General features: G+C 42.0%; 24 protein-coding genes. 13 read left to right on the forward strand and 11 right to left on the reverse strand.

Annotation, left to right across the window (positions count from 1 at the left end; genetic code table 11):
- Positions 1–13: 13 nt before the first annotated feature.
- The 10 genes from J0X13_RS03630 to J0X13_RS03675 all read left to right on the forward strand — a co-directional run bounded on the left by J0X13_RS03630 (position 14) and on the right by J0X13_RS03675 (position 10,011).
- Entirely contained in the window at positions 14–340 is a 327-nt protein-coding gene (locus J0X13_RS03630; RefSeq protein WP_119608194.1) for a DNA-directed RNA polymerase subunit omega, read from the forward strand.
- Between the two features lie 3 nt (positions 341–343).
- Positions 344–1,549, forward strand: coding sequence for a bifunctional phosphopantothenoylcysteine decarboxylase/phosphopantothenate--cysteine ligase CoaBC (gene coaBC, locus J0X13_RS03635; RefSeq protein WP_207070092.1), 1,206 nt, complete (start codon positions 344–346; stop codon positions 1,547–1,549).
- Positions 1,542–2,432, forward strand: a complete 891-nt coding sequence (gene porD / locus J0X13_RS03640; protein WP_207070093.1) for a type IX secretion system protein PorD — start codon at positions 1,542–1,544, stop codon at positions 2,430–2,432. The genes coaBC and porD overlap by 8 nt, the downstream gene beginning before the upstream one ends.
- A 46-nt stretch (positions 2,433–2,478) precedes the next feature.
- On the forward strand, positions 2,479–4,131 hold the full coding sequence (recN, locus tag J0X13_RS03645) for a DNA repair protein RecN (protein WP_207070094.1): 1,653 nt from the start codon (positions 2,479–2,481) through the stop codon (positions 4,129–4,131).
- A 73-nt stretch (positions 4,132–4,204) separates the two neighbouring features.
- Positions 4,205–5,017: an enoyl-ACP reductase FabI gene (locus J0X13_RS03650; RefSeq protein ID WP_207026802.1), complete on the forward strand. Its 813-nt coding sequence runs from the start codon at positions 4,205–4,207 to the stop codon at positions 5,015–5,017.
- 55 nt (positions 5,018–5,072) lie between these two features.
- Positions 5,073–6,080: a glycosyltransferase family 2 protein gene (locus J0X13_RS03655; RefSeq protein WP_207070095.1), complete on the forward strand. Its 1,008-nt coding sequence runs from the start codon at positions 5,073–5,075 to the stop codon at positions 6,078–6,080.
- Positions 6,081–6,122: 42 nt separating this feature from the next.
- The gene (locus J0X13_RS15685; RefSeq protein WP_207070096.1) at positions 6,123–7,040 is read left to right on the forward strand and encodes a CdaR family protein; all 918 of its coding nucleotides are present in this window, start codon (positions 6,123–6,125) and stop codon (positions 7,038–7,040) included.
- Positions 7,037–7,630 carry a dephospho-CoA kinase gene (coaE, locus tag J0X13_RS03665; RefSeq protein WP_207070097.1) on the forward strand — a complete coding sequence of 198 codons (594 nt, stop codon included), beginning with the start codon at positions 7,037–7,039 and terminating at the stop codon, positions 7,628–7,630. The genes J0X13_RS15685 and coaE overlap by 4 nt, the downstream gene beginning before the upstream one ends.
- A 64-nt stretch (positions 7,631–7,694) precedes the next feature.
- A complete protein-coding gene (locus J0X13_RS03670) occupies positions 7,695–9,284 on the forward strand; it encodes a sensor histidine kinase (RefSeq protein WP_207070098.1) in 1,590 nt (529 codons plus the stop codon).
- Between the two features lie 10 nt (positions 9,285–9,294).
- Positions 9,295–10,011, forward strand: a complete 717-nt coding sequence (locus J0X13_RS03675; RefSeq protein ID WP_207026797.1) for a response regulator transcription factor — start codon at positions 9,295–9,297, stop codon at positions 10,009–10,011.
- Positions 10,012–10,056: 45 nt separating this feature from the next.
- On the opposite strand, the gene J0X13_RS03680 is transcribed toward J0X13_RS03675, so the two are convergent.
- The 9 genes from J0X13_RS03680 to J0X13_RS03720 all read right to left on the reverse strand — a co-directional run bounded on the left by J0X13_RS03680 (position 10,057) and on the right by J0X13_RS03720 (position 18,889).
- The gene (locus J0X13_RS03680; RefSeq protein WP_207070099.1) at positions 10,057–11,391 is read right to left on the reverse strand and encodes a GntP family permease; all 1,335 of its coding nucleotides are present in this window, start codon (positions 11,389–11,391) and stop codon (positions 10,057–10,059) included.
- 6 nt (positions 11,392–11,397) lie between these two features.
- Complete coding sequence (locus J0X13_RS03685) at positions 11,398–11,889, reverse strand: gluconokinase (protein WP_207070100.1); 492 nt, start codon at positions 11,887–11,889, stop codon at positions 11,398–11,400.
- Positions 11,882–12,805: a tRNA (adenosine(37)-N6)-dimethylallyltransferase MiaA gene (miaA, locus tag J0X13_RS03690; protein ID WP_207070101.1), complete on the reverse strand. Its 924-nt coding sequence runs from the start codon at positions 12,803–12,805 to the stop codon at positions 11,882–11,884. The genes J0X13_RS03685 and miaA overlap by 8 nt, the downstream gene beginning before the upstream one ends.
- Entirely contained in the window at positions 12,802–13,653 is an 852-nt protein-coding gene (locus J0X13_RS03695) for an ion transporter (protein ID WP_207070102.1), read from the reverse strand. The genes miaA and J0X13_RS03695 overlap by 4 nt, the downstream gene beginning before the upstream one ends.
- Before the next feature lie 3 nt (positions 13,654–13,656).
- Positions 13,657–14,988, reverse strand: a complete 1,332-nt coding sequence (locus J0X13_RS03700) for an exonuclease domain-containing protein (RefSeq protein ID WP_207070103.1) — start codon at positions 14,986–14,988, stop codon at positions 13,657–13,659.
- A 12-nt stretch (positions 14,989–15,000) separates the two neighbouring features.
- Positions 15,001–15,660 (reverse strand): YggS family pyridoxal phosphate-dependent enzyme, encoded by a 660-nt coding sequence (locus J0X13_RS03705; RefSeq protein WP_207070104.1) that lies wholly within the window; start codon positions 15,658–15,660, stop codon positions 15,001–15,003.
- 80 nt (positions 15,661–15,740) lie between these two features.
- Positions 15,741–16,976 (reverse strand): DUF1015 domain-containing protein, encoded by a 1,236-nt coding sequence (locus tag J0X13_RS03710; RefSeq protein WP_207070105.1) that lies wholly within the window; start codon positions 16,974–16,976, stop codon positions 15,741–15,743.
- Between the two features lie 6 nt (positions 16,977–16,982).
- Positions 16,983–17,870 carry a 3-hydroxyacyl-CoA dehydrogenase family protein gene (locus J0X13_RS03715; RefSeq protein ID WP_207070106.1) on the reverse strand — a complete coding sequence of 296 codons (888 nt, stop codon included), beginning with the start codon at positions 17,868–17,870 and terminating at the stop codon, positions 16,983–16,985.
- Between the two features lie 53 nt (positions 17,871–17,923).
- Positions 17,924–18,889 (reverse strand): Gfo/Idh/MocA family protein, encoded by a 966-nt coding sequence (locus tag J0X13_RS03720; protein WP_207070107.1) that lies wholly within the window; start codon positions 18,887–18,889, stop codon positions 17,924–17,926.
- Between the two features lie 114 nt (positions 18,890–19,003).
- Between J0X13_RS03720 and J0X13_RS03725 the strand changes: the two genes are divergently transcribed.
- On the forward strand, positions 19,004–19,645 hold the full coding sequence (locus tag J0X13_RS03725) for a protein-L-isoaspartate(D-aspartate) O-methyltransferase (protein ID WP_207070108.1): 642 nt from the start codon (positions 19,004–19,006) through the stop codon (positions 19,643–19,645).
- Here the strand turns inward: J0X13_RS03725 and smpB are convergent.
- Complete coding sequence (smpB, locus tag J0X13_RS03730; protein WP_207070109.1) at positions 19,642–20,103, reverse strand: SsrA-binding protein SmpB; 462 nt, start codon at positions 20,101–20,103, stop codon at positions 19,642–19,644. The genes J0X13_RS03725 and smpB overlap by 4 nt on opposite strands.
- 80 nt (positions 20,104–20,183) lie before the next feature.
- Between smpB and J0X13_RS03735 the strand changes: the two genes are divergently transcribed.
- Positions 20,184–20,921 carry a DUF6503 family protein gene (locus J0X13_RS03735; protein ID WP_242535606.1) on the forward strand — a complete coding sequence of 246 codons (738 nt, stop codon included), beginning with the start codon at positions 20,184–20,186 and terminating at the stop codon, positions 20,919–20,921.
- A 4-nt stretch (positions 20,922–20,925) separates the two neighbouring features.
- Here J0X13_RS03735 and J0X13_RS03740 read toward each other — a convergent pair whose 3' ends face one another.
- Complete coding sequence (locus tag J0X13_RS03740) at positions 20,926–21,450, reverse strand: SixA phosphatase family protein (protein ID WP_207070111.1); 525 nt, start codon at positions 21,448–21,450, stop codon at positions 20,926–20,928.
- Between the two features lie 71 nt (positions 21,451–21,521).
- Here J0X13_RS03740 and J0X13_RS03745 point away from each other — a divergent pair, with 71 nt between their 5' ends.
- Positions 21,522–22,988, forward strand: a complete 1,467-nt coding sequence (locus tag J0X13_RS03745; RefSeq protein WP_207070112.1) for a PorP/SprF family type IX secretion system membrane protein — start codon at positions 21,522–21,524, stop codon at positions 22,986–22,988.

Below are 22,988 nucleotides of genomic sequence, written 5' to 3' on the forward strand. Positions count from 1 at the left end.
TAAACCACTGCATATGCAAGATTTGAAAAACACAAAGGCCCCAGTTTCCACGGTAACACTCAATAGAAACGAGTTTGACGAAAAAACTGGTAATATTTATGAAGCCATTTCCATTGTGGCAAAAAGAGCTATCCAAATCAATTCTGAAATAAAAAAGGAATTGTTGGAGAAGCTAGAAGAGTTTGCCACTTACAGCGACAGCTTGGAAGAGGTGTTCGAAAACAAAGAACAGATCGAAGTTTCCAAATTCTACGAAAAGTTGCCAAAACCACACGCTTTGGCGGTACAAGAGTGGTTGGAAGACAAAATCTACTACAGGAATACAGAGAAAGACGCTTAAGAAATGCTTGGCGGTAAAAATATCCTTTTGGGAATTTCCGGGGGAATTGCCGCGTACAAGACCACATTTCTTGTTCGTTTACTGATAAAAGCTGGTGCCCAGGTCAAAGTTGTTATGACCCAGAGCGCCAGCTCTTTTGTTTCCCCCCTCACATTGTCCACACTTTCCAAGAATCCTGTTTTGATGGATTTCATCAATGAGGAAGATGGGAGCCTTTCATGGAACAACCATGTGGAGCTTGGTCTTTGGGCCGATATTATGTTGATTGCTCCGGCCACAGCCAACACCTTGTCCAAAATGGCCAACGGAACGTGTGATAATCTTCTTTTGGCCACCTATTTATCAGCAAAATGCCCCGTTTATTTTGCTCCGGCCATGGATTTGGATATGTACAAGCATCCATCCACTAAAAACTCTTTGGATAAACTGGAATCTTTTGGCAATACCATGATTCCTGCAGAATCAGGAGAGCTCGCCAGTGGATTGCATGGGGAAGGACGTATGGCGGAGCCTGAGAATATTCTGGCCTTTATGCAAGAGGATTTGGCCAAAGGCTTACCGCTATCGGGAAAAAAAGTGCTCATTACTGCTGGACCGACACAAGAAGCCATTGATCCCGTTCGATTTTTAGGAAACCGTTCCACGGGCACCATGGGATTTGAATTGGCGAAGAAAGCGGCCAATCTTGGTGCAAATGTAATTTTGGTTTCAGGACCTACCCACTTGAGCATTGACCATTATAATATTCAATTGATTCGCGTGACCGCTGCACAGGAAATGTACGATGCCTGTCATGAACACTACGCGGACACCGATATTGCGATATGTGCTGCTGCTGTGGCGGATTATCGACCTAAAACCATTGCTTCGGAAAAAGTGAAAAAGCAAGAGGGTGATTTGAGAATTGATCTGGAACGAACCCCGGATATTCTGATGTCCCTTGGGGAGGCCAAAAAGAATCAGTTCTTAGTGGGATTTGCTCTGGAAACCCAAAATGAGCTGGAAAATGCCAAAGGCAAGCTGAAAAGAAAGCATTTGGATGGCATTGTGCTCAACTCGCTCAAAGATGATGGCGCTGGGTTTGGCGGAAGCACGAATAAAATCACCTTTATAGATAAGAATTCGGAGATAAAAACGTTTGATTTAAAGACGAAGTCCGAAGTGGCTTCCGATATTTGGGAAGAAATCATCTCCAGAATCCATGCGTAACATACTTTTTTCCGTTTTTCTTTTATTTGCTGCCTTCGGGATTTATGCACAGGAACTGAATTGTGAGGTGACCGTGAACTCAGACCAAGTAGGGCAGACCAATCAGCAGATTTTTAGAACTTTGGAACGTTCGCTCAACGATTTTGTGAACAAAACCAAATGGACAAACCGAACCTATCGTGAAAATGAACGTGTGAATGCGCGGATGTTCATCACGGTAACCCAATACGAATCGGACCGTTTTGAGGCCAATATCCAGATACAGTCCACACGCCCCGTTTTTAATACGACCTACGAAAGCCCTGTGTTCAACTATAAGGACAATGCTTTCAATTTTCAATATCAGGAGTTTCAGCCTTTGGTGTACAATCCGAACAATTTCAACTCCAATTTGGTAGGCGTTATTTCGTACTATGTTTACATTATTCTGGGATTGGACGCCGATACATTTTCGTTGGAAGGAGGCAATGATTTCTATCGACAGGCCCAGAATATCGTCACTCAGGCACAAAGTTCCAGTTACAGCGGTTGGAGTCAGGAAACCGGGGACCGTAGTCGTTTTGAATTGGTGGACAACCTATTGAGCAATTCTTTCAGGGAATATCGGATAGCCATGTATAATTACCACAGAAAAGGACTCGATATATTGGCGGACAATAATAGTACGGGCAAGCAAATCATTATGGGAAGTCTTCGCTTGTTTGAAACGCTCATTAGTCGTAGGCCCAACGCCTTCTTGATTCAGACCTTTTTTGATGCCAAATCTGAGGAAATACAGAATATATTCTCCGATGGTCCCAAGGTGGACATTGTAAAACTCAAGGAAACCCTCAACAAAGTGGCCCCATTTTATTCCACTACGTGGAATGAAATAAATTACTAGTGCAGTTCTCTAAAGAAATTTATCTTTACGGGTAAATTCTTCAATATTGCTAGCAAATCTATCCATCCAAAATTATGCACTCATTGATGACGTAAGTGTGTCTTTTTCCAATGGTTTCACCACCATAACTGGGGAAACCGGTGCTGGAAAATCGATACTGTTGGGAGGTCTTTCCCTGGTTTTGGGAAAGCGTGCCGATTTATCGTCCCTTAAAAACCAAGAACAAAAGTGTGTAATAGAGGCAGAGTTCGATGTTTCAAAATACCAACTCCAACCGTTTTTTGAGGAAAACGACTTGGATTACGAAGAAACTACGATACTTCGAAGGGAAATATTGCCCAGCGGAAAATCCAGGGCGTTCGTAAACGACTCTCCCGTTACTTTGGATGTTATGCGGGCATTGGGCAATCAATTGGTTGATGTGCACTCGCAGCACCAGACCATGCAACTTGCCGATAATGATTTTCAGATGAAAGTGCTCGATGCTTTGGCAGAGAATACCGAAAATCTTTCCGGATACACCCAAGAACTGGAAACCTTGAGAACAGCCTCGAAAGAGCTTCAAAAGTTGGTGGATTTTCAAGCGGATGCCGATAAAGAACATGACTACAATAGTTTTTTGTTGAAGGAACTGGAAGATGCAAAGCTCAAAGAAGGTATGCAGGAAGAGTTGGAGGAGGAGTATGAGCAGCTGAGCAATGTGGAGCAGATCATGGAGCACTTGTCCGCAGGACATCAGTTGTTGAACGATGAGCAATTGGGTATTGTTGGCCGACTTACAGATCTAAAACGTGCGTTCCAAGGGCTAATGGATTATGGATCGGACTACAAATCTTTGTACGATAGGATTCAATCGGTTTTGATCGAAACGGATGACATCGCCTCAGAATTGGAGCAGTTACAGGAAGGGGTAGAGGCCAACCCAGAACGATTGGAAGTGGTCAATGGACAATTACAGCAATTGTACGACCTTCAGAAAAAACACCATACCGATTCAGTTTCGGAGTTGATGGATATTCGCGAAGATTTGGCCCAAAAAGTGGACGCCGTGGCCAATATCGAGTCCAAAATCAAGGAAAAACAAGAAGAGGTCGATGCCATCACCGAAAAAGTGAATGCATGGGCCAATAAAATAAGTGATGGCCGAAAGGCCGTTATCCCCAATTTGAGTGAAAGACTTCAACAGAACCTGTCATCTTTGGGAATGCCGTCCGCTACTTTTAAAATTGAGGTAAACCCGTCCAAGTCGTTCAAAGCCAATGGAAAAGATGATTTGGTATTCTTGTTCTCCGCCAACAAGGGTTCCAGTTATGGCGAATTGAAAAAGGTGGCATCGGGAGGTGAACTTTCACGAATAATGCTGACCATAAAATCCATTTTGGCGGAGTACGAAAATTTGCCCACCATGATGTTCGATGAAATCGACACAGGGGTTTCTGGGGAAATATCCAATCGAATGGGGGAGATCATGCAGCAAATGAGCGGCACCATGCAAGTATTTTCCATAACGCACTTGCCGCAGGTCGCTTCAAAGGGGCGTTATCAATTCAAAGTATATAAAGAAGAAGGAGCTGAGGGAACAAGTACGCATATCAAACAATTAAGTACGGATGAACGTATACGGGAATTGGCGGAAATGTTAGGCGGCAAGTCTTTGTCCGAATCCGCTTTGGCGCACGCCAAGGAGCTGTTGCAATAAAACCGTTGAGCAGCCTCCCAAACTTCAATTAGTTTAAATATCTTTGTCACACAATCAACAATTGCAAGAAATTATGGCATACAATCTTTTAAAGGGTAAAAAAGGAATCATTTTTGGCGCATTGGACCCTAATTCCATTGCTTGGAAAACCGCAGAACGCGTTCACGAAGAGGGGGGCGAATTTGTTTTGACCAACGCACCTATTGCTATGCGAATGGGACAGATCAATGAACTGGCGGAAAAAACCAATTCAGAAATTATTCCCGCAGATGCCACTAACGAAGAGGATTTGAAGAACCTAGTGGAGAAGTCCATGGAAATTTTGGGCGGAAAACTGGATTTTGTGCTTCATTCCATAGGAATGTCCGTAAACGTTAGGAAAGGAAGACATTACACAGATGAGAACTATAGCTTTACTGAAAAGGGGTGGGATGTATCCGCTCTATCCTTCCACAAAGTAATGCAATCACTATACAAGGCGGAGGCCATGAACGAATGGGGAAGTATTGTTGCTTTGACCTACATGGCAGCCCAAAGAACGTTCCCAGATTATAATGATATGGCGGACAACAAAGCCTATTTGGAGTCTGTTGCAAGGAGCTTTGGCTATTTCTTCGGGAAAGAGCATAAGGTAAGGGTGAACACCATTTCCCAATCTCCGACCCCTACAACAGCGGGTCAAGGTGTGAAAGGGTTCGACGGATTCATCAATTACGCTGAAAAAATGTCTCCATTGGGCAATGCCACGGCGGATGATTGTGCCAACTATACCGTGTCACTTTTCTCCGATTTGACTAAAAAGGTGACCATGCAGAACTTATTCCACGATGGAGGTTTCTCCAATACAGGAGTAAGTCAAGAGGTAATCGATGAATTTTCGGAATAAACTGTAAAAAATACATGAGAAGCCATCCTTTTTCGGGATGGCTTTTCTATTTCAAATGAATATTCTTTTCTCCATAGTAGTTCCTGTATACAACAGGCCCGAAGAGGTCAGGGAGTTGTTGGAAAGTCTTCAAGAACAAAATTACCAGAAGAATTTTGAAGTGGTTATCGTGGAAGATGGCTCTTCGGAATCTTCAGAGGACATTGTGCTCAAGTTCCAGGACAAGCTCAACATATCCTATTACTTCAAAGAAAACTCAGGCCCGGGCGATTCCAGAAATTTTGGAATGCAAAACGCAAAAGGGAATTATTATATCATCTTGGATTCGGATTGTATACTGCCAAAACAATACTTGTCCGAAGTAGACAAGGAACTTGAAAGGGATTTTGTGCATTGTTTTGGGGGACCCGACGCGGCCGATGCATCGTTTACCACTGTACAAAAGGCCATAAATTATGTAATGACCTCCTTTTTGACCACTGGGGGCATCCGAGGAGGTAAAAAAGCCGTTGGCAAGTTTCAGCCACGTAGCTTTAACATGGGCATTTCCAAACAAGCATTTGAAAAAGCAGGAGGTTTTGGTAGAATCCATCCAGGAGAAGACCCAGACCTGACCTTCCGAATATGGAAAGCCGGATTTGATACAAGATTATTCCCCAAGGCTTATGTTTACCACAAAAGACGAATTGATTGGAATAAATTTTACATTCAGGTGAACAAATTTGGAATGGTACGCCCCATACTCAATAAATGGCATCCAGGAACGGCTAAACCCACATATTGGTTTCCTACTTTGTTTATGCTGGGTTTATGTGTGGCCTTCGTTCTTTCAATTTTTGAACTTTGGTTGCCCCTCATGTTGTATGTATTCTATTTTTCTATCCTGTTCGTGGATGCATTGATCAAGAATAAGAGCCTAAAGGTTGCCGTCTTGGCCATTTTTGCTGCTTTGGTTCAATTCACAGGATATGGCATAGGTTTTTTCAAGTCCACAATGTTGCTTAACTTTAGTAATGAGGAGCCTGAAGAACTCTTCCCAAAACTATTTTTCAAGAAAAAGTAAAAAGTGTTTAAAAAAGTATTGCGCGGCCTCAACCAAAAGAAAGTGAAGATATTTTCGCTGTTCTTGCTATGCTCTTTTTTGGCTTGGTTCATCAGTAACCTATCCGAAACCTATGAATCCCGTGCGTATTTTACATTAAATTATAGAAATCTTCCAGACTCGTTGTTGTTAGGTAAAAATTCCAATGGTGAGATTGAAGCTAAACTTAGGACCAGTGGCTTTCAGTTCTTGTATTATAAAATTTTCAAAAGCAGAATGGATATTGATGTGTCCCAAGCTGAATTGTTTAATGGGGAGTACGTACTAAGCGAAGATGCTTTAAAAAAGCAGATAGACCAACAATTGTCTCAAAACATCTCCCTCTTGGAATTGGACCGAAGTCAACTGGTAGTGGATATGTATCAAGTTGACACTAAAAAAATTCCAATTAGTGCGAAACTGGACCTCCAACTACAACAAAACTATATTCTTGACGGTAAAGTTAAGATAACCCCTGACTCGGTAGAGGTAAAAGGACCTAAAAGTGAGATTGATACAATTCGAGCAATCAATACATCCCTCATACAGTTGACCAATGTTAACGATGATTTTTCCAATGAAGTCACCTTGGTTTTTCCCAAAGGGTTGGACAATAGCATTTTTTCGATAGGTCGAGCCACTGTTTCCGGCAAGGTGTCAAAGTTTTCCGAAAAAGTGTTCGAAGTGCCTGTTCAAGTCATAAACATACCCGAAGGTTATCAAATAAAGACGTTCCCCAACCAGGTTACTATACTTTGTAAGGCAACAATAGAACGATTAAAGGAGATATCTGCTTCTGATTTTGAAATTGTTGCAGATTATAGTCAGCTTAAAGGTTCGGAGAGCAGTTCGTTGTTTTTGGAGGTTACAGAAAGCCCTCAAAAAGTTTACGATGTTCGCCTGGAAGAGAATACGGTAAACTTTGTTTTGGAGCAGCAATGATGATAGTTGGACTTACTGGAGGAATAGGCAGCGGGAAAAGTACTGTGGCCAACATGTTCAAAGAACTTGGGGTTCCTGTGTACAACTCCGATTTAGAGGCTAAAGTGTTGATGGAGACATCAAAGGAGGTCAAAACCGCCATTACGGATTTACTGGGCGAGGAAGCTTATACGGAGAGAGGGCTGAATAGGTCTTTTATAGCCAACAAGGTCTTTAAGGATGCAGAACTTTTGGAAAAACTGAATGGAATTGTGCATCCAGCGGTAAGGAAACACTTTTTGGATTGGGTCAGTCATCAAGATTCACCTTACGTTATACAAGAAACAGCGTTGATTTTTGAAAATGGCGTCCAAGACAAGTATGATCGCACTATCTTGGTTACAGCACCCGTAGAAACTCGAATTGAAAGGGTGGTGGATAGGGACAAGATTGAAAGACAGGCTGTTGTTGATCGTATGAACAATCAGCTGGATGATGAACAGAAGCTTGATTTGGCCGATTATTCAATTGAAAACCTTGAACTGGACAAAACCAAAGACAAGGTTAAAGAACTACACCTCAAACTTTTAGCGGTAGCATCTAAATTTTAACATTTATGTTAAGTTTTGGTTAAACGCTAAAATTACTAAATGTTAAATTTTTAATTTTACAAAAATGAACAAGAAGCTATTCGTTCTTCTGGTTGTTCTTATGAGCTTATCCCTTTTAGGGATAATTTTCGTGCAAGTTTATTGGATTAGAACCTCGATAAACGACAAAGAAGAACAATTCTCAAGGACAGTTACGGACATACTGGATAAAGTAGCGAGTAGGGTGGAGAAACGCGAGATGAAGGAGTACTCGGACCGTTTGGCCTCTCTTGCGGATAGTGTCGGCGAGCCAAAAAGTGCTCAGTTCAAAAATTTCATGTTCGTAGAAAGGGATCTGGATTCAGATGAAATCCTTTTTTATTCCCATGGGATTCTTGAAGAGGATTACAATATAACATCAGCGTTCTTTGATATCAACAATACTTTAGGTGGTGAGGACAGCACAACGCTGAAGAACTATACAAGTAGAAGAACCAAGCAGGTGTTCAAGCGGGAAACGGGGCTTGATGGTCAAAGCTACAGCTTAACTCCTATTGAAAAAGTTACAAGTATAGGTAACCTTAGTAGTATTGAAAGGGCGGCATGGGAAGATGTATTCATGGAATACGCCAAAAGCCAGCCCATACATAAAAGGGTTTCCAAACAAGAGTTGGAACTGCTACTTAGTCAAGAATTAAGCAATAGAAATATTGATATAGACTATGAGTATGGGGTGTACAGTCAAGGTTACCCGACCAAAGTCCGGTCCAGGAAATTCAAGTTTTCTGGTTCTAAAATATATAAATCCCCCATTTTCAAAGACAGTGAGGGAGTATCCAATTTCTCACTATTGCTAACATTCCCAAGCATGAAGAGGTATATTTTTGGATCGGTAATGGGAATGGCAATACTGTCTTTGGTCTTTACACTGGTAATTATGTTGGCATATTCCAGTGCCATCTATCAGCTGATCAAACAAAAGCGGATTTCTGAAATTAAATCCGATTTTATCAACAATATGACGCACGAGTTTAAAACTCCGATAGCGACAATAAACTTGGCAGTGGAAGCGATTCGAAACCCTAAATCCATCGAGGATAAGGAAAAGGTGTTGAGGTATTTGGGGATGATTCGTGATGAGAACAAACGAATGCACGCCCAAGTAGAAAATGTGCTCAGAATATCAAAACTGGAAAAAAACCAGTTGGACATCAGTAAGGATAGGGTCAATATGCATGATATAATTACAGATGCCATTGCCCATGTTGAACTGATTGTTCAGGACAGGGGAGGATATGTAAACGCCCACTTGGATGCTGAACGATCAGAAGTATTGGCCAATGAAATGCACATGACCAATGTGGTGGTTAACATTCTGGACAATGCAGTGAAGTATTCGCCGGAAACTCCTAAAATTGATGTGTACACCGAAGTGGTGAAAAACAGCATCATCATAAGGGTAGAGGACCAAGGTGCGGGTATGAGCAAGGCGGTGCTTAAAAAAGTTTTTGAAAAATTTTACCGGGAACATACCGGAGACATACATAACGTTAAAGGCCACGGATTAGGGTTGGCCTACGTAAAAAGAATTATAGACGACCATCAGGGTGAGGTTTATGCAGAAAGCGAAAAAGGAAAAGGAAGTACTTTTTTCATAAAACTCCCTTTAATTTAATAAACGAACTATGGATACAGAGAAAAAAAAGATACTATTAGTTGAGGATGACCCAAATTTTGGAATTGTCCTAAAGGATTATTTGACCATGAACGATTTTGATGTTGTCCTGGCCAAAAACGGAATGGAAGGATTTGAGAAGTTCAAAAAAGACAACTACGATGTATGTATCTTGGATGTCATGATGCCTTATAAGGATGGGTTTACCTTGGCAAAAGAAATCCGTGAAAAGAACGAAAACGTTCCGATTATCTTTTTGACCGCTAAGACCATGAAGGAGGATGTTCTTAAGGGCTATAAGGCAGGTGCGGATGACTATTTGAACAAACCTTTTGATTCCGAGGTTCTTTTGATGAAGCTTAAGGCAATACTTCAAAGGAAAGCATCAAGTTCTTTGGCCGATAGTAAGCAGTTTGAATTTCAGATCGGAAATTTCCATTTGAACTCGAAACTACGCTTCTTAAAGTACAAAGAAGAAGAGCCGATAAAACTGTCACCAAAGGAAAACGAATTGTTGCGCTTGTTGGCGCTACACGAAAATGACCTGATGCCACGTGAATTGGCGTTGACCAAAATTTGGAGGGATGATAACTACTTCACTTCCAGAAGTATGGATGTGTATATTGCCAAGTTGAGAAAGTATCTTAAGAAAGATGACTTGGTTGAAATCCTCAACATTCATGGAGAAGGATTTAGGCTCGTTGTAAAAGCAGAAAACGAACAATAATCAGTAATAAATAAATGAAAAAGCCACCTTTTTGGGTGGCTTTTTTTATACCAGAACGTAGACTATGGATACCGTGACGACTCCAATAAATGCCAGAATAGTGGTCATCATGGTCCACGATTTAAATGTTTGCTTTTCCGTAATCCCTAAATATTGACCAACAAGCCAAAAACCACTATCGTTGACATGGGAAAAAATACTGGCCCCGGAAGCAATGGCAATTACCATACAGGCCAACTCCAATGGGGCAAGGGATGTGTTTGCCAATAAGGGGGAAACCAATCCTGCAGCCGTGATCATGGCAACGGTAGAAGAACCCTGGACGATACGTACAATTGCTGCGCTGATAAAAGCAAACGCTAAAATAGGTATACCTGCATCGCTCAAAGAAGTAGCTAAAAGTTCACCGGCTCCGGTGTCGGTCAAAACCTGCTTAAAAACCCCGCCAGCACCTGTCAATAGGATAATGGTGCCAGCTGGCGCCAAAGATTTCGTTGAAATCTTCAGCAGTTGGTCTTTAGTGAAACCTTTGCGCAATCCAAAAAAGTACCACGCCAATAGATTGGCAATGATCAGGGCGGAAAACGGATGCCCGATCAAGGCAATGGTGTTTAAAAACAGCGGATCGGTGGCCCCGAATGTACCAGCAGCGACAATAGTGTTGAGCAGAATCAGTACAATGGGCAAACCAATGATCACCAATGTCTGACCTATGGGCGGTAGCTTTGGGTGATTTTCCTCTTCAATTTCTTCGGGAGCGGCAACAAAAATCTTTTTTGAAATACGTTTTCCGAACCAGAGCCCGGCAATTAAAGCAGTTGGAATACCAGCTATAAACCCCATTAAAATGACCCAGCCCAAATCCACCCCGATAATATCGGCAACCGCAATGGGTCCGGGGGTGGGGGGTATAAAGGCATGTGTAATGGCCAATCCGGCCAACAAGGGAATGGCATACAGCAACAATGATTTTCCCGTTTTACGTTGAAGGGCATACATCATCGGCACCAATATGATGAAAGCTACATCAAAAAAAACCGGAATGGCGATCAAAAATCCAGAAACCACCATTGCAGACGGAGCTCTTTTTAGTCCAAACTTGGATATCATAAAATTGGCAATTGCCTTTGCTCCCCCAGAAGCTTCAAGGATACCGCCAAAAATAGCACCGAGGCCCACGACCGTGGCAACAAAGCCCAGAGTGCCGCCCATCCCCTTTTGGATGGTGTTTATAATTTGGTTTGCATCTAAACCAGCAATAAGTCCAACAGCAATACTACCTATCAATAAGGCAATAAAAGCGTGTATTCGCAACTTTAGAATAAGAAACAGCAGGATGGCAATTCCTATAATGACTGCCATGAAAAGGTTGAATTCCATGATGTGTTAGAGTTGTTTTACAATTTCCTTGACAATCTTTTCCGGTGTCTTATCTATGGAAACTTTAATTGCTTTGGATGGAGGTTCCAATGTATCAAATTGCGACTTTAATAAGTCAATGGGCATAAAATGGCCTTTTCGCTCGTCCAGCCTGGATTTTATCAAGTCAAATGAACCCTCTAGATAAACAAATGCCAAACAACTTCCCATACCTGCCCTTAGCAGGCTTCTATAATTTTTTTTTAGGGCAGAGCATGCAATGATGGCACCTGTATGTTTATGTTCCACGGCAAGCTTGTTAAGTTGAATCAGCCATTCTTTCCGGTCGTCATCATTCAATGGATTGCCAGCACGCATTTTTTTTATGTTAGCTTTGGGATGAAAGTCGTCACCATCGAAAAAAGGTCGAGATAATTCTTTTGATAGCAGTTTTCCGATTTCGGTCTTACCCGAACCACTGACTCCCATAACCACTATCACAGTTTTACCGTTAGGCATAAAGGTCGGTTTTAAGTCGGTCTGTTACCATTTGGAGCACCTCTTTTGGTTCAGCATTGTAAGGTACCCACAAAATAGCATCGTTTTTTCGCAACCATGTAAGTTGCCGTTTGGCGAAGCGCCTGGTGTTCTTTTTTATTTCCGAAACGGCAAAATCCAAGGTGCAATGACCTTCAATATATTCAAAAAGTTCTTTGTAACCAACTGTTTGTAGCGCGTTCAGTTCTTTGTGGGGATAAAGTTTTTTGGCTTCTTCCAGCAGTCCTGCATCCATCATCAGGTCCACTCGGGTATTTATCCGCTGGTAAATCGTTTCTCTGGGGGCGTCAATGCCAATATAAAGGGTTTTGAACCGTCGTTCTGCTTTGGGCTGGTTCAAATACGATGAATAAGGTTTATCAGCTGTCAAACACACCTCCAGAGCCCTAATCAATCGATGTGGATTGTCCAAGTCAACAGTTTTGTAGTATTCGGGGTCCCGTTGTTCGAGTTCTTTCTGGAGACTTTCCAAGCCCTCTTCTTCCAGTTGTTGATTGAGCTGTTTCCGTATTTTCGGGTCAACCTCTGGAAAATCGTCCAATCCGGATACAACGGCATCAACATAAAGCCCACTGCCGCCGACCATAACCACGATATCTTTTTTCTGGAATACATCATCCAACAGATTAATGGCCTCCTTTTCAAAATCACCGACCGAGTAGGGCTCAAAAATACTTTTATGCTGAATGAAATGATGAGTGGCCTCGCTCAACTCTTCTTTGGAAGGTACTGCGGTACCAATTTCCATCTCTTTAAAAAACTGGCGGGAGTCAGCAGAAATTATTTCTGTGTCAAAATGTTTGGCCAATTGAATACCCAACGAGGTTTTCCCAATGGCTGTGGGCCCTACTACGGCTAACAAAACTTTTGTATTCATAAAGGGTGTCCGCAATTAAAGCAATGTGTGGCATCATCTCTATGGCCTTCTATTCCGCAACTAGGACAGGCCTGGGTGTTCACATGCACCATAAATCCATCATCCTCTTCGTCATGGCTATTATTTTTGTTTCGAGCAAATTCTGCCGTAACAATTCCGGTAGGCACTGCTATAATACCATAACCCAAAATCATGATCACGGTTGCCAAAAACTGCCCTAGATTGGTTTGGGGGGCAATATCGCCATAACCTACCGTGGTAAGGGTTACAATAGTCCAGTAAATACTTTTGGGAATGCTTGTAAAGCCGGACTCATCACCTTCTACAATATACATGATGGTACCCAGGATCACGGATAAAATCAAAACCACATAAATAAACACAGCGATCTTGGCTCGACTTGCTTTTAACGCTGACTGTAATTGTGAGGCCTCGCCCATAAATTTAACGAGCTTGAGTATCCTGAAAATCCGTAGCAAACGAAAAGCCCTTACTGCCAATAGAACCTGTGAGCCCGCTAAAATGTATGATAGGTAAAGTGGTATGGTGGATAAAAAATCAATGATGCCGTAAAAACTGAAAATATATTTCAAAGGCTTTTTTATGCTTATCAACCGCGCAATATACTCCAGGGTAAAGAAAATGGTAACTATCCATTCAAGGCTCAGTAACGTATCGTGGTGATGCTCATCAAAATCATCAATACTTTCCAACATCACCAAAATTACACTGATGATGATCAGTATAAAAAGCAGGATATCAAAAAACTTGCCCGATGGAGTGTCCGCTTCATAAATAACTTCATGAAGTTTATTTTTCCATTTGGGAAGTGGTTTGTTATCTTTCAATGATCAGGAGGTTAATGGTATGGTTTTAAGCCGATTGTTTTTTCTTAGATAGGTTTCAACAATAAATGTGGTATTTTCATCACCCCTCATGGGAGTCATTATAGATTCTAAGATATGAATATTATTGATTTGATGGTTGAGTTCTACATAGCCAAACCCTTGGAGCCTACCATTTTTTATCAAAATAAAACTACGCTCCCCTGTTTCCCTGCCACGATCTGTTAATGCAATGCTCTTTTCTCGAACACTGTACTTTTCAAAAGCGGACAATACTTTTTCGTTACAATTGGATGCATTTAGTTCGGATTGCTCGTGAACGCATTTATTTTCTGTTCCCAGTGAGGATGGACAAAGTTCAAATTCTGTAGATAACTTCTCCAAAAAGCTTTTGGCCGCTTCAGTTCCGTTGAAGGCCATTTTTTTGTGTTCGAGCGACCGATTCTTTTCAACTTCCAATATGATATGCTCCGTTCCGTTCTGGCTAAAGTCTATTGTATGTGTAAAGAGTTTACTTTTCGAAACGTGATTATGGCGAGGCTTGTTCTTTTTTTGCTCTACATAGGCCTTTAAAATGGCGATGAGCTCGCTGCCCGTGGTTTCATACGTGACTTTCTTGGTTTCTTTTTGAAGTTTGCGTGCCAGTTTGCCCACATTGGTAAAATGCTGGTTCACCCTTTTTTTAATGTCCTTGGTTTTTCCCAGAAAGATGATTTCACCATCCTTATCGTGCATATAGTACACACCGGTTTCCGATGGGAGGCTAAAAACCATATCCAATTGGTTTGGGGACAGTTCGCCATGCGTCTCTTCTCGGATAACTTCAGTAATGATTTTCTTGTCCGAATCTTTATCCAGCAACAATTTAAAGAGCTTCAAGGTGGCAAGTGCATCTCCATTAGCGCGATGTCTATCGCTCATGGGAATGCCCAAGGAACGGGCCAATTTCCCCAAGCTATGTGATTCTGCCTCCGGAATGAGTTGTTTGGATAAATCCACTGTACAAAGGGTCTTTCGCTGAAAATCATAGCCCAATCTTCGAAACTCCGTTCTAAGAATACGATAGTCGAACTGAGCGTTATGCGCTACCAAAACGGTACCTTCGGTAATCTCCACAATACGTTTGGCCACTTCGTGAAATTTGGGTGCCGAACGTAACATTTTATTGCTGATGCCCGTGAGTTTGACCACAAAGGGCTGGATTTCCCTTTCCGGATTGATCAAACAAATAAATTTATCCACGACCCGTTGCCCATCAAACCTGTGGATGGCGATTTCGGTAATGCCTTCCTCATTGTATTTTCCTCCTGTGCTTTCAATGTCTAGTATCGCGTACATGGAAATTACTGGTTATGAATAGTTTCTAGCCCCAAATATACTGCTTCCGATCCGTACCATGTTGCTGCCTTGCTCCATGGCTATCTTATAATCGCCGCTCATGCCCATGGAAAGGATGGTAATGTCGTTCAGTTTTGTTTTAAGGTCGTCAAACATGGATTTAAGTTGGGCAAACTCTTTACGGACCTGTTTTTCGTCATCTGTAAAAGTGGCCATGCCCATTAAACCAACAATTTTGATGTACTCCATGGCCTTAAATGCATCAGACTCGATGAGTTCATCCAGTTCTGCTTTGTCCAGACCAAACTTAGTATCCTCTTCGGCAATATGGATTTGAAGCAGACAAGGAATTACACGATCGTGCTTTTTTGCCTGCTTGTTGATTTCCTTCAGTAGGCGAGGACTGTCCACACCATGGATCAGTGAAACAAATTCGGCCATATATTTAACCTTGTTTCGCTGCACGTGGCCTATCATGTGCCATTCGATGTCCTTGGGCAGATCTTCCCACTTTTGGACCATCTCCTGCACCTTGTTTTCCCCAAACACCCTTTGCCCCGCCTCGTAAGCCTCCATAATATCCTTGTTGGGCTTGGTTTTGGACACGGCGACCAGGGTAACTCCTTCGGGGAGTTCGGATTTTATTGTATTTAGATTATCTTTTATGGACATAGTTTAAAATGATGTCATTCCGCACTTGATGCGGAATCTTTTAAATTTATGGATTCCTGCTTTCGCAGGAATGACATTTATTACAATTCATAAATAGCTAGCCCGCTGCGGAGCTTAGGTTCAATATACGTGCTTTTTGGGGGCATTACCAAACCAGCATCTGCAATTGCCTTGATTTCTTCAATGGTGGTGGGAACCAGGCTGAAACCCACCGCATAGCGGCCAGAGTCTACCAAATCCTTCATTTGGATAAGGTTGTTTTTGCCATAGCCGTAGCAAATTCGCTTATCGTTTCTAAGGTCTGTGATGCCCAAAATAGGCTCTAAAATGGTTTTGTAAAGGATTTGAGTGTCCAATTTGCTCAGTGCATCTGTAAACTCATGGTTGGTTTTCCTGAAATGCAGGGTGTAGAACTCTCCTTCCAAATACATACTGAACTCATGTTTTTTGGATGGTTTGCACAGTCCGTCTTCCCTTTTCTCTATTCTGAAATGCTCGTCCAACTGAATCAGAAATTCCTTTTTGGAATAACCGTTCAAATCTTTGACCATACGATTGAACTCAGAGATCTTCATTTGGGATTCAGGAATCAGGTAGGCCATAAAATAATTATAAGCCTCTTCTCCGGTATGATTATCGTTTTCGGACATTTTTAGTTCTGCCAATAAGCTGGACGAGGCACTGCGATGGTGTCCATCGGCGATATAGAGCGTATCGAGGTCACCAAAGGCCTTTTCCAGTTTTTCAATCCCTTCGGGATAAGAGATTTTCCAAAGTTTATGGTTCACCCTATCCGTTGTGGTGAAGTCGTATTCGGGCTTTCGTTCAATTTTACGCTGAAATATCTCATCTACCAATGCATTGTCCTCGTAGGTCATTAAAACGGGCTCTGCATTAAAACCTACGGTATGTAGGTAGTCTGCAAACAGCTCTTCACGATCTTGGATGGTGTCCTCGTGTTTTTTTATGACATTGCTCCTGTAGTCATCCACGCTGCAGGCACAAAAGAAGCCCAAGCTCTTAAAATCATCTTTTTCGATTTGATACAGATAAAAACTGGGCTCATCATCTTTTTGAAAAATGTTTTCCTCCAAAAACTCCAAATACCGATTGTGGACAAGTCCAAACCGTTCCTTGCCCTTGATGTTCTTTTCAAACTTGAACCCTGGGTTGATGATGTGCAGAAAAGAGAACGGGTTGTACTGCAATACCGCTTTCAGTTCCTCTTTGGAGTATTCCTCGTAGGAGCGCGATGCAACAAAAAAAGCTTTGTCCTTTGTTGGGCGTATGGCCTTAAAAGGTTTTACAATGGCCATGAAATCTTATTTGAATTGTGTGGAAACGTTTTCAGCTTTTCTGGATTCGGAATAATCGTAAAAACCTTCGCCCGATTTCACCCCCAATTTACCAGCCATTACCATATTGACAAGTAGGGGGCAGGGGGCGTATTTTGGGTTTTTAAACCCATCGTACATGACATTTAAAATGGAAAGGCATACATCCAATCCGATAAAATCCGCCAATTGGAGCGGACCCATGGGATGCGCCATGCCCAATTTCATTACGGTGTCGATTTCTTGAACACCGGCAACGCCATTGTAAAGGGTTTCGATGGATTCGTTGATCATTGGCATTAAAATGCGGTTGGCCACAAATCCAGGATAATCGTTTACCTCGGTCGGGGTTTTCCCCAATTTTCTGGAAAGCTCCATAATGGTTTCCGTTACCTTGTCCGAGGTGCTGTAACCGCGGATGATCTCTACCAGCTTCATGATCGGAACAGGGTTCATAAAGTGCATTCCGATAACTTTTTCCGGCCGATTGGTGACGGCACCAATTTGCGTGATGGAAATAGAGGACGTATTGGTGGCCAAAATGGTTTCTGCTTTGCAGGCCTCGTCCAAATCCTTGAAAATCTTGAGTTTGATGTCCAGGTTCTCCGTTGCGGCTTCAACCACCAAATCCGTATCCGATACACCATCTTTAAGATTCGTATAGGTGGAAATATTGCCGAGCGTAGCCTCTTTTTTGGCCTCGTCGATTACCTCTTTGGCGATCATCCGGTCCAAATTCTTGGTAATGGTGGCCATTCCTTTGTCCAAGGATGCTTGTGCAACATCCACCAAATTGACCTTATATCCGTTCTGTGCAAAAACATGGGCTATTCCGTTCCCCATGGTTCCAGCACCGATTACTGCTATTTGTTCCATAGTATATTATTTACAACTGTTGTCAATTCGAACAAGATCGAAAATAACGACGATTAATTTTCAAAAGACTCGATTATCTGAAGGGCCACGCGCAGGGCATTGGTGCCTTGTTCCAAACTTACGATCGGGGTGGTGTCGTTGTTGATGGCATCCGCAAAAGTTTCCAACTCGTCCAATATGGCATTGTTGACATCTATTTCGGGGTTTTCAAAATAGATTTGCTTTTTATCGCCTTCAGCATTTTGAAGGATCATATCAAAATCTCCAGGGTTTTCAGGAGCGTCCTTCATTTTTACCACTTCCACTTTTTTCTCCAAGAAATCCACGGAAATATAGGCGTCACGTTGAAAGAAACGTGACTTTCGCATGTTTTTCAAAGAGATTCGGCTAGAGGTCAGGTTGGCTACACAACCATTCTTAAATTGAATGCGCGCATTGGCAATATCCGGGGATTGACTGATGACGGAGACACCGCTAGCGTTGATTTTTTCAACTTCCGAAGGAACAACGCTCAAAATCGCATCAATATCGTGGATCATCAAATCCAAGACTACAGGAACATCGGTTCCGCGCGGATTGAATTCGGCAAGTCGATGGGTTTCGATGAACATGGGATTTTCTATTTTGCCCTTTACAGCCAAAAATGCGGGATTAAAGCGTTCCACATGCCCAACTTGGCCTTTTACGCCATGTTTTTTGGATAATACCAATAATTGCTCAGCTTCTTCAAGCGTGTTGGTAATAGGCTTTTCTATAAAGATGTGCCTACCTTTCTCAATGGCTTTTTTAGCACAATCAAAATGAGACAATGTCGGTGTTACAATGTCGACAACCTCCACGGCATCTATCAAATTATTGATGTTGTCGTAATGGGTATAACCAAATTCGGCGGCCACTTTTTTCGCATTGATCTCATCGGGATCATAAAAACCCACAAGTTCATATTTGTCCGATTGGTTTAAGAGCCTAAGGTGAATTTTCCCTAAATGTCCTGCTCCCAGGACACCAACTTTTAGCATATTACCTGTTTTTGTCAAAAATAAGGATATGATGCCAGTTTCCATAAATTTTTGAGTGGAACTAAGGAGATATTTTTAGGAACTTTTTAAATTCGTGCCACCAGACCACAGACCATGAAAGATACGCTCAAACATAGGGGAATGCGTAAGAACTTGGCGGAGATTGTTGCCACCAAGGGTGTTACGGACAAAAAGGTGCTCGAAGCCATAAAAACAATTCCAAGACACTTGTTTTTGGATAGCAGCTTTGAAGATCATGCGTATCAGGACAAGGCGTTTCCCATAGGTGCGGACCAAACCATTTCCCAACCATACACCGTTGCATTTCAAACAGAGTTGTTGGAGGTGGCGCCCAATGCCAAAATTTTGGAGATTGGTACGGGCAGTGGATATCAAACTGCTGTTTTGTTGCATTTGCGAGCCAAGGTTTACACCATTGAACGTCAATTGGAACTGTTCAAGACCACGCGATTGTTCTTCAATAAAATGCATTACCGACCCAAGAAAATGATTTTTGGCGATGGCTATAAAGGATTGCCGGAAGAGGCCCCTTTTGATGGCATCATTGTAACCGCTGGCGCGCCCGAAGTGCCAAGACCACTCTTATCCCAACTGAAAGTAGGGGGTAGGTTGGTGATTCCCGTAGGGACGGACGAACAAATTATGACCTTATTCGTGCGAAAGTCTGAAAAGGAATTCGAAAAAAAAGAGTTTGGCTCATTCCGCTTTGTACCCTTGTTGGAGGATAAAAACTAGTTGTTGAAACTCTTTTTGATTCGGTCAAGGTTCCGTTTGTTGTCCCTGCTTTTGATGGTTTCCCGTTTATCGTATAGTTTTTTACCCCTGGCCAGGCCTATGTTCATTTTGGCCAGACCCCTATCATTGATGAAAACCTTGAGCGGAACAATGGTGAGTCCCGTTGTGGCCACCTCTTTTTGAAGCTTTTTTAATTCCCGTTTATTGAGAAGCAATTTACGAACGGCCTTTGGGGCGTGGTTAAAATGACTTGCATGGCTGTATTCGTCAATCTGCATATTGACCACGAAAAGCTCACCTTTGTCATTAAACTCACAAAAACTCTGGGAAATGGAAGCCTTGCCCATTCGGAGCGATTTTATTTCGGTACCACCAAGAACAATTCCTGCGGTGTAGGTATCCAAAATTTCGTAATCAAATCGGGCTCTTTTATTTTTTATGTTGATATTTTGCTGCATTGTGGACAAAAATATAAACTCTTTGCCAAGAAAATTGTAATGTTATGCTAGATTTTACGAATAAGTATCAAAACAATCTCATGAGAAAACTTTTAATTCCCCTGATGCTTGTTTTTGCCATTGGATGCAAACAAGAGCCGAAGAAAGAACTGACTGTACAAGAAATAGTGGATAATTCCATTGCCGATAGTGGTGGAAAACTATTCAATGACCACAAGGTAACCTTTGATTTCAGGGACAAGAGCTATGTTTCTGAAAACGTTGATGGTCAACGTGTTTTTAAACGAATATCGGATTTGGATTCCATAACCATTATGGATGTAAAACGGGGAAATGATTTTGAGCGTTATATGAACGATTCTTTGGTCATGGTTCATGATACCATGGCCGTCAAATATGCCAACTCCGTCAATTCCGTGCATTATTTTGTTCGCTTGCCGTACGGTTTGAACGATGGTGCCGTAAACAAAGAACTTTTGGGCAAGGAAACTATCGACAACAAACAATATTATAAAGTAAAAGTAACGTTTGACCAGCAGGGCGGGGGCGATGACTTCGAGGATACTTACCTGTATTGGTTTGATATAGATTCGTTTAAACCCAACTACCTAGCGTATGACTTTCATGTAAACGGCGGTGGACAGCGTTTCAGAAAAGCGTATAACGAACGCTATGTCAACGGTATTCGATTTGTGGATTATGAAAACTATAAGCCCAAAAACGACGGCACGGATATCTTGGAAATCGGTCAATTGTATAACCAAGGGGAACTTGAGCTTTTAAGCAAAATTGAGCTCAAAAACATTACGGTGGAGTAGAATTCTAGTCCATTTTTAGGCGTATATCCGTAGGGACTCCGTCAATTATTCTTACGATAAATAAGCTGCTGTTGTCCGAATCATCCATTTGATCGTACTTCTCCATACCAATTATTTTATTTACGAGCATTGGAGTGGTGTTGCTATGGCCAACAACGAGTACGTTTTTACCTTCGTTCATCAATTTAAACTCCTCGATATCCAAAGACCGGGGATCATAGTACGCAATATCGATGTCTTTTTTTATTGATGTTGGCGCTGCCGTCATTGATGTACGCTCGTAATTGGTGGAATAGACCATGTCCAAAGGAATAGGGTCAAATACTTCTGCCCATCGGATGGCCCTGTCCAGTCCGTCTTGATTTAATTCTGGGTCTGGGTTTTCAGGGTCGGTCCTATCTTTTTCTGCATGTCTGATAAAATAGAAGGTGGAAATAACCGGGTCTTCTGCAATTTTCGTATCTTTTTTGCAGCCGATACTTCCAACGAGTATAATTGCAAGGGCAATTAGAGGTTTGATGGTTCGCATAGTTCTATTCAAAGTTCCCGTGTGTTTTTGTTAATCAGTTTAAAAGTAACGTTTAATTTTCATTTTCTCGTATGCCCAAGTTTTTGGTTTATTTGTTTGCATTGACAGTTTGCACTTTGGTCTGGGGGCAAGAAACAACATTGCCATCCGATTTTAGGCAGCATTCACTTACACAATTCAATGCCAGTCTGTTCAATCCTACCTATGCTCTGGATTGGAACAAACCGAATTCCCTTTCGGTATGGACCCGTTGGCAATGGCAGAGTATTGATGGGGATCCAACGACCATTTTTGCCAATTATACCCACCAAATAAGTAGTAGGTCGATAGCAGCGGCCGGTTTTTTACAGCATAATACGGGAGTGTTTCTTTACACGGGCGGGAATTTGAATTTTTCCCAAACTTTTGAATTGGATGAAGGTATACGTTTGATGGCTGGATTGAACACTTTTGCTTATCAACAAACCGTTGCCGATGAACTATATGTTCAAAGGGATGTGTTGGATCCAGTTGCATTGGAAGATTTTGAAGGCTTTAAGGTGCAATTTTCACCTGGATTACGCTTGTCGGTGAATACGTTTAGTGTGGGTTTGGCCATGGAAAATGCCATTGGTTTCAACGTTTCAGGAAATAACGGTGAAAGCATGGAAAGCTTCCAAAGTTTTACGGGAACACTGAGCAACGACTTTCCTTTGATGTTGTCCGAAGGTTTGGGTGATAGTTACCTTCGTCCAATAGCCTATGTAAAATCGGTTCCCAATGGTGATACCCAATTCGGATTGAACGGTTTGTTCTCCACTTCAAAATTTTGGGTACAGGGCGGATACAATAGTTTTTATGGTGTTTCGGGAGGATTAGGCGTCACTATCTCGAATACATTTTCCATCGGAGGGCTTATGGAGTTTGGTACGGACAGTTTAATAAGTGAAGAAGACCCCACTATCGAAATTGTTGCATCCTATCACATTGGAAAAACAAAATTCAGGGAGAAGGAAGAGAAAAATGAAGAATCGAACAAACTTGAAGAGGAAATTGAACAGCAAAGGTTAGAACAGGAGCAAAGGGAACTAGAAGCAAGGAGGCGAGCTCAACGCGAAAAGGATTCTTTGGCCGAAGTACAGAGAATTAAAGAGCAATTGGAACTGCAACGAAAAAAGGATTCTTTGGCCGAAGTACAAAGAACTAAAGAGCAGTTGGAACTGCAGCGAAAAAAGGATAGCATTGAACGTCTTCAAAATCAAAAAGTGGAGGTGCAACCGAATGAACGCTATGAGGAAGTGGAAAACGAAGAAGGCCTGGAACCCGGTTTCTATTTGATAGCAAATGTTTATGGCACCAAAAAGTACTTTGATAATTTTATGAAGACGCTCAGGGAGAAAGGTTTGGAGCCCAAATCATTCTACCGTAGCTTCAATAAGTACAATTACGTGTATTTGGAGCGATACAATACTATTGGCGAGGCCAGAAAGGCCCGAGATAGTAAGTTTTTTGGAAAGTATGATGGCAAAACCTGGATATTCAGGGTAAAAGGGAACTAA

Source organism: [Muricauda] lutisoli (nom. illeg.) (assembly GCF_017313105.1).
Lineage (GTDB): Bacteria > Bacteroidota > Bacteroidia > Flavobacteriales > Flavobacteriaceae > Flagellimonas > Flagellimonas lutisoli.

What these genes read in the sequence shown, in the direction of transcription:
- J0X13_RS03630 (WP_119608194.1), top strand. Translation starts at nt 14, where the DNA reads ATGCAAGATTTGAAAAACACAAAGGCCCCAGTTTCCACGGTAACACTC.
- coaBC (WP_207070092.1), top strand. Translation starts at nt 344, where the DNA reads ATGCTTGGCGGTAAAAATATCCTTTTGGGAATTTCCGGGGGAATTGCC.
- porD (WP_207070093.1), top strand. Translation starts at nt 1,542, where the DNA reads ATGCGTAACATACTTTTTTCCGTTTTTCTTTTATTTGCTGCCTTCGGG.
- J0X13_RS03650 (WP_207026802.1), top strand. Translation starts at nt 4,205, where the DNA reads ATGGCATACAATCTTTTAAAGGGTAAAAAAGGAATCATTTTTGGCGCA.
- J0X13_RS03655 (WP_207070095.1), top strand. Translation starts at nt 5,073, where the DNA reads ATGAATATTCTTTTCTCCATAGTAGTTCCTGTATACAACAGGCCCGAA.
- coaE (WP_207070097.1), top strand. Translation starts at nt 7,037, where the DNA reads ATGATGATAGTTGGACTTACTGGAGGAATAGGCAGCGGGAAAAGTACT.
- J0X13_RS03670 (WP_207070098.1), top strand. Translation starts at nt 7,695, where the DNA reads ATGAACAAGAAGCTATTCGTTCTTCTGGTTGTTCTTATGAGCTTATCC.
- J0X13_RS03675 (WP_207026797.1), top strand. Translation starts at nt 9,295, where the DNA reads ATGGATACAGAGAAAAAAAAGATACTATTAGTTGAGGATGACCCAAAT.
- J0X13_RS03680 (WP_207070099.1), bottom strand. Translation starts at nt 11,391, where the DNA reads ATGGAATTCAACCTTTTCATGGCAGTCATTATAGGAATTGCCATCCTG.
- J0X13_RS03685 (WP_207070100.1), bottom strand. Translation starts at nt 11,889, where the DNA reads ATGCCTAACGGTAAAACTGTGATAGTGGTTATGGGAGTCAGTGGTTCG.
- miaA (WP_207070101.1), bottom strand. Translation starts at nt 12,805, where the DNA reads ATGAATACAAAAGTTTTGTTAGCCGTAGTAGGGCCCACAGCCATTGGG.
- J0X13_RS03700 (WP_207070103.1), bottom strand. Translation starts at nt 14,988, where the DNA reads ATGTACGCGATACTAGACATTGAAAGCACAGGAGGAAAATACAATGAG.
- J0X13_RS03705 (WP_207070104.1), bottom strand. Translation starts at nt 15,660, where the DNA reads ATGTCCATAAAAGATAATCTAAATACAATAAAATCCGAACTCCCCGAA.
- J0X13_RS03710 (WP_207070105.1), bottom strand. Translation starts at nt 16,976, where the DNA reads ATGGCCATTGTAAAACCTTTTAAGGCCATACGCCCAACAAAGGACAAA.
- J0X13_RS03715 (WP_207070106.1), bottom strand. Translation starts at nt 17,870, where the DNA reads ATGGAACAAATAGCAGTAATCGGTGCTGGAACCATGGGGAACGGAATA.
- J0X13_RS03720 (WP_207070107.1), bottom strand. Translation starts at nt 18,889, where the DNA reads ATGCTAAAAGTTGGTGTCCTGGGAGCAGGACATTTAGGGAAAATTCAC.
- J0X13_RS03725 (WP_207070108.1), top strand. Translation starts at nt 19,004, where the DNA reads ATGAAAGATACGCTCAAACATAGGGGAATGCGTAAGAACTTGGCGGAG.
- smpB (WP_207070109.1), bottom strand. Translation starts at nt 20,103, where the DNA reads ATGCAGCAAAATATCAACATAAAAAATAAAAGAGCCCGATTTGATTAC.
- J0X13_RS03735 (WP_242535606.1), top strand. Translation starts at nt 20,184, where the DNA reads ATGAGAAAACTTTTAATTCCCCTGATGCTTGTTTTTGCCATTGGATGC.
- J0X13_RS03740 (WP_207070111.1), bottom strand. Translation starts at nt 21,450, where the DNA reads ATGCGAACCATCAAACCTCTAATTGCCCTTGCAATTATACTCGTTGGA.
- J0X13_RS03745 (WP_207070112.1), top strand. Translation starts at nt 21,522, where the DNA reads ATGCCCAAGTTTTTGGTTTATTTGTTTGCATTGACAGTTTGCACTTTG.